Raw genomic sequence first — 5,677 nt, forward strand, 5'->3', positions numbered from 1 at the left:
ACATATTTCTCTACACCGAACATGCGAGCCGGATTAATGGTGTATTTGGCGAGAAACCGTTTGATGCGCGTGTTGTCGTTGCCGCGCCCGATATCTTCAGGCAGGGCGCCTCTCTGCACCTTCATGCGCGAAGCGGTTTGCCACGCGCGAGAGATGGTTTCGCCGATACGTCCCATGCCTTGGGAATCCGATCCAAGCGCACTGATGGCACCGATATCGTGCAATACACCTTCCGCAGCAATGGTTTCGTGACGGACGCGGGATTCGGCGAAGGCGATATCTTCCGGCAATCTCGGATTAAGGTTATGGCTGACCATCGCCATGTCAAAATGCTCGTCGAACGTATTGACCGTATAGGGATTGGTCGGATTGGTCGACGAGGGCAGGACGTTTTCGAACCCGCACACTTTTATGATGTCGGGAGCGTGCCCTCCGCCCGCACCTTCGACGTGGTAGGCGTGGATGGTGCGGCCGTCGATTGCCTTCAACGTTCGCTCGAGAAATCCAAACTCGTTTAGCGTGTCGGTGTGCAACTGGATCTGCACATCCGCTTCATCCGCAGCCACCAGCGCCGAATTGATTGCAGCGGTCGTAGCACCCCAATCCTCGTGAATTTTTAGCCCCGCGGCTCCCGCCTCAAGTTGCTCGATCAGGGGCTTCGGACTGTCCGAGGCGGCTTTTCCCAAGAAGCCGAAGTTGAGCGGGAATGCTTCGGCTGCCTGAAGCATATGACCGAGATTCACTGTTCCGGTGGAGGCGATGGGAACCGTCGTAGCGCCCAATCCACCTCCGAAAAGAGTGGTGATGCCGCTCGCCAGCGCCTCTTCACACTGGCCCGGATCGATGAAATGAACATGACAGTCGAGGCCGCCGGCCGTAACAATTAACCCCTCCGCCGCGCGAACATCGGTGTTGGTGCCGACTACAAGCTTCGGGTCCACGCCGTTCATAATGCGAGGATCGCCGGCCTTGCCGATTCCAGCGATCAGACCATCCTTCACACCAATGTCGGCTTTAATGATGCCGAGGATTGGGTCGATGATCGTGGCATTCGTGATCACTAGATCGAGTGCACCATCCGCCGCCATGATGTGACCATGGCAGCCGGTGCCCACTCTCATGGTTTTGCCCGCCCCGAAGACGAGTTCGTCGCCCGGAATCAGGAAGTCGCGCTCGACCTCCGCCCAGAGCTCCGTATCGCCCAGACGTACCTGATCTCCCGTCGTCGGTCCGTACAGTTCGACGTATTGGCGGCGCGACAGCAGCTTAGCCACGGGCAGCTCCCCTAAACCCTTCGGCCGCCGCTTTTGCAACCGCCCTGCTCTTCACCTCCGGATTGTCCAGATCGCCATCGGTCAGGTTATTGAGACCTTCGACGCGCCGCGAGCCGCCAATGGCAACGAGATCGACAGTCTTCTCGTCTCCCGGCTCAAACCTGACGGTCGTTCCCGCTGGAATATCAAGACGGAAACCAAAGGCTGCGGCGCGATCAAACTCTAGTTCGGGGTTCACTTCGAAGAAATGGAAATGGGAGCCGACCTGAATTGGGCGGTCTCCAAAGTTGCGAACAATGACGCGTGTCGTTGCACGACCGGCATTGATTTCTATTCCTTCCTTGGCAAGGCGATAGGCGCCGGGTTTGTTCTCTTCTTCGTTCCGAGGTAATCCGAGGGGATCGTGGACACAAACGAGCTTCTGGCCGTCGGGAAACATTGGTTCGACCATCAGCATTTCTATCAAAGGCACGACGTCCGATTGGACCTCGTCGTGCTTTAATACCTCTCGACCGAAAGTCATTAATTCCGACACCGAAGTCCCACGCCTGGCTTCTTCATGAATGGCATCGGCGATGATAGCCCGCGCCTCGGGTAGATTGAGCGGCGTACCCGCAGCTTTGCGGCGGCGTGCCATTTCCGCCGCAACAAAAACCAGAAGCCTGTCAATTTCTCTGTTGGTCAGATACACAAAGATACCTCAATCATTTCCAAGTCGGTATTCCGTGATCAAAGGCTGATGTGAGCCGCGATCTTTGCGCGCGTGTCCGCGTCACGCGTATTTCCAGATCCGGATATCTCTCCCTTATCGAGGAGAAGGTATCTGTCTGACACAGCGCAGGTGAAGGGGATGTTCTGTTCGACCAACAGTACGCTGACGCCTGAGCGGTCTCTCTCCGTTTTGATGATGTGCACCAAATTAGTGATTACCGAAGGCTGCAAGCCTTCGGTAATCTCATCAATTAAGAGCACTTTCGCGCCAACCGCGAGAGAGCGAGCCATAAGCAGCATTTTCTGTTCGCCGCCACTCAGCGTGCCTGCTTTCTGCCGCAACCGCTTCAGGAGAAACGGAAAGCAACGGTCCACTGTCGCCTTGGCTTCATTCCAGTTCGTGGAGCTGCGAAGGGCCAACCGAATATTCTCCTCAACCGTGAGATCCTGAAATAGAGCCTTTTCCTGGGGAATATAGGCCACGCCAAATCGAGCAATCTGATGCGGCCGGCTGCTGCTGATGTCCTGCTCTGCCACGGCAATAGAACCAGAAAATTTTGGCAAATATCCCATGATCGACTTGAGCAGTGTGGATTTGCCCATGCCGTTTTTCCCGACCACGGCGATGATTTCGCCGCGGCCGATTCCCAAGTCCAGGTTTCTTATAATGGTCGCTTGTCCATATCCGCTGCTGAGACCTTTCACCGCGAGCGTTGCTTCCGTCATGATGCGCTCCCCCTTAATGCCCTGAGCCGGCATAGACTGACTTGACGAGCTCGGAATTCACGACCTCATCGACGGAGCCGTTAAGAACAATTCGCCCTTGATGCAGCACGATCACCCTTGAAGAGATCTCGCGGACGAATTCCAGATCGTGCTCCACAAGTAGAATGCACAATTGCTCCGTTTTGGAAAGTTCCACCAGGATGGTGCCGATCAGTGTGCGTTCGGCTTTGGTGAGACCAGCCGTCGGTTCGTCAAGCAGGATGACTTTTGGCTCGAGCGCCAACACCATCGCCAACTCGAGTGCCTGCTTCTTCCCATGCGATAGCAATTGCGCGGGCACATCGACATCGTGATGCAGGCCCGTAGCCTCGACGACGTGCATCGCAGAAGGTGGCAGCAGGCAAACACCTGAGTTCTGCCACTTCGACAACGGGTCCAGACGCGCTCGCGCGATCTGGAGGCATTGACCGACGGTTAAAGTGTCGAACACATTGGCCATTTGGAATTTGCGGCCAACTCCGAGCCGAACACACTTTTCGGGAGCGCTATGACCAATGTCTTTTCCAACAATCGAAATCGAACCGCCACTCCGCCTTGAGCCGTCCGCGATACAGGTCATCAAGGTAGTCTTGCCGGCACCGTTAGGCCCGACGAGACTGACGATCTCCCCAAAGCTAGCGTCGAAGTCGATTCCAGATAGAACCTCAAGACTGCCAAACCGCTTCTCGACGCCACGCACGACGAGCGCCGGTTGACCATTTCCCGACGCTGAATGATTGCGCGCACTCCTGGTCACCTTGCGCAGTTCCAGCTTGGAGGATTGCGCCGGCTTGGCTTTACCCCTACGGCCGCGAAGCCAGTTTACGGCGTCCGAAACCAACGGCAGGAGACCGCGCGGCAGGGCCACGATGACGGAAACAAAAATGATTCCGATCACGAGTTTCCAAACAAACGGAAAGTCCCCCTGCAGCTCTGCGCTGGCATAATCGATGATGATCGTGCCGACAACAGGACCGAACAGTGTTCCGCGTCCGCCCAGCGCAACCCAGATAAGAAGCTCAGTCCCGAAAACGAAGCCGGCAATTTCTGGGGCGACCACCATCGTGTAATTGGCATACATCCAACCAGCGATCGCTCCGATTGCCGCGCAGATTAGAAAGATCGCCGATTTTATGTTGGATGTATTTAAACCGAGATACTTGCATCGCTGCTCGTTTTCGCGAATGGCGACAAGCAGGCGACCCGCATCGCTGCGCGTGTATATCCAGGCGGCTGCGGTCAGCACAACGAGCCAAGCGCCGGCAACCCAGAACCACCCTTGGAAACTCAACGGAATGGTATCGAAACCGGTCAGGCCGCTGCTCGAGCCCGTAAACGTTCCGCCGGAGAAGAGGATTTGCGTAACAACGATAGGCAGGACGAGCGTAATCACCGACGCGTAAAGCTCCGACGCCCCGTGCCAGAACGCAAGGAATGCAACCATCCCGGCGAGGGCGACCGCAACCATGATGCCGATCAACAGCGCGACAAATGCAAATTCAGGCGAAAATCCGAGGTATGTGAAGATTAAAGCCGTAGCATAAGCACCGGCAGCAAAGAAGGCTGATTGACCGAACGTGAGAACTCCGAGATAGCCCCAAAGGAGGTCTACCGTCAGCGCCATAGATGCGTAGATCATCGACCGTACGAGGACGTTTACCGAATAGGCATCCAGGAAGAACGGTGCCGCGCCAACGCCAGCTAAAGCAATAGCGGCAATGACCGTAATTTTTGTCAATCGGTTAAATTGAGGTCGTCGAAGGGCAACCACTTCCGTTCTCCCCACGTTTGCGTCACTCATAGAAAAACCCCTGCGGTCGAATACGAAGAATAACGGCGGCCAGCGCGGCGATGGTCATGCCGCCGAGGACCGAGCCGAAATAATTGCTCACGAGAACCTGTGCGCCACCCAAAACAATGCAAGCAAAGGCCAGGCTGTAGAGTGAAGAGCCGGACACGAGGACGAGCATGAAGGCGCTTATCAGCCACGCTACGCCCATATTGGGATCGACGCTGGACAACGGAGTTACTAAGGCTCCCGCTACGGCAGCCAAAGCCGAGCCGAGCGTAAACGTGATAGATCTCACAAGGCCGCTGTTGATCCCGAGCCCCCGCGCGAGATCTTCGTTCATGATGACTGCGCGCGTCGAAAGACCGAGCGTCGTGCCGCGCAGCGCCAGCGTCAAGCCGAGGCCGAGCAACAGCGCCAGGAGAACCATAACCAAGCGATATGTCGAGTAGGACTCACCGAGAATGCTGATCACACCGCGGACAGGGGGTTCGGCGAAATGAACACCGCGATCGAAGACCAGCGTGATGATCTGACCGATGATGATGCTAAGTCCCCAAGTGGCCAGAATGGCATCGAGCGGACGGCTATAGAGCGAGCGCACGATGAGCCGCTCGATGGCCAACCCAACGATCCCGCCAAAGATCGCTGCCAGAGGGATCGCGAACCAGGGATTTGCCCCCATCGCGGTGGCAATGACGGCTGCATACCCGCCAAGCGTCATCAACCCCCCATGGGCGAAATTGATGAGCTTCATGACGCCGAAAACAAGAAGCAACCCCGAAGATACGATAAACAAGATTGCCGCTGTTGTTATAATGTCGAGAATTACAGAAACCATACAAGTCTCCGGACTATTCTAGGGGTACACGCGCTTTGGATGAAGATGGCTCGAAGTTTGCCTTCTCCACTCCTGACGGGCGACATCGCTATTGTCTGATTGATCAGCCGGATGGGCGGCACAAAGAACGGCCCGCCCATCCGGTCATAGGCTCATAGGTTAGGGCATTGTTCGCCCGGATCGACGTCAGGTTCCGACTTGATGATCTTGGTGTCGCCCTGCGCATTGAGTTGCGCGAGATACATCGTCAACGGAGCATGGCGCTGCTTCGACATACTCACGCGACCGCGAGGCCCA

At 56.3% G+C, this 5,677-nt stretch carries 5 protein-coding genes and 1 pseudogene; all 6 read right to left on the reverse strand.

The features are described from left to right. Nucleotides 1–1,274, reverse strand: a 1,274-nt coding sequence (locus VHB22_RS07055; RefSeq protein ID WP_325456255.1) for an urease subunit alpha, incomplete at its 3' end; no start/stop codon positions are given. After that, complete coding sequence (locus VHB22_RS07060) at nucleotides 1,267–1,965, reverse strand: urease subunit beta (RefSeq protein WP_325456256.1); 699 nt, start codon at nucleotides 1,963–1,965, stop codon at nucleotides 1,267–1,269. The genes VHB22_RS07060 and VHB22_RS07055, both read right to left, overlap by 8 nt. A gap of 38 nt (nucleotides 1,966–2,003) precedes the next feature. Then, nucleotides 2,004–2,711, reverse strand: a complete 708-nt coding sequence (locus VHB22_RS07065; protein WP_325456257.1) for an ABC transporter ATP-binding protein — start codon at nucleotides 2,709–2,711, stop codon at nucleotides 2,004–2,006. Between the two features lie 13 nt (nucleotides 2,712–2,724). Beyond that, nucleotides 2,725–4,551: an ABC transporter permease subunit gene (locus VHB22_RS07070; protein WP_325456258.1), complete on the reverse strand. Its 1,827-nt coding sequence runs from the start codon at nucleotides 4,549–4,551 to the stop codon at nucleotides 2,725–2,727. Next, on the reverse strand, nucleotides 4,544–5,380 hold the full coding sequence (locus VHB22_RS07075; protein ID WP_325456259.1) for a branched-chain amino acid ABC transporter permease: 837 nt from the start codon (nucleotides 5,378–5,380) through the stop codon (nucleotides 4,544–4,546). Before VHB22_RS07075 ends, VHB22_RS07070 begins: the two co-directional genes overlap by 8 nt. Nucleotides 5,381–5,532: 152 nt before the next feature. Further along, nucleotides 5,533–5,677, reverse strand: a pseudogene (locus VHB22_RS07080) (amino acid ABC transporter); the annotation flags it as partial.

The organism is Hyphomicrobium sp. (assembly GCF_035548195.1).
Taxonomy (GTDB): domain Bacteria; phylum Pseudomonadota; class Alphaproteobacteria; order Rhizobiales; family Hyphomicrobiaceae; genus Hyphomicrobium_B.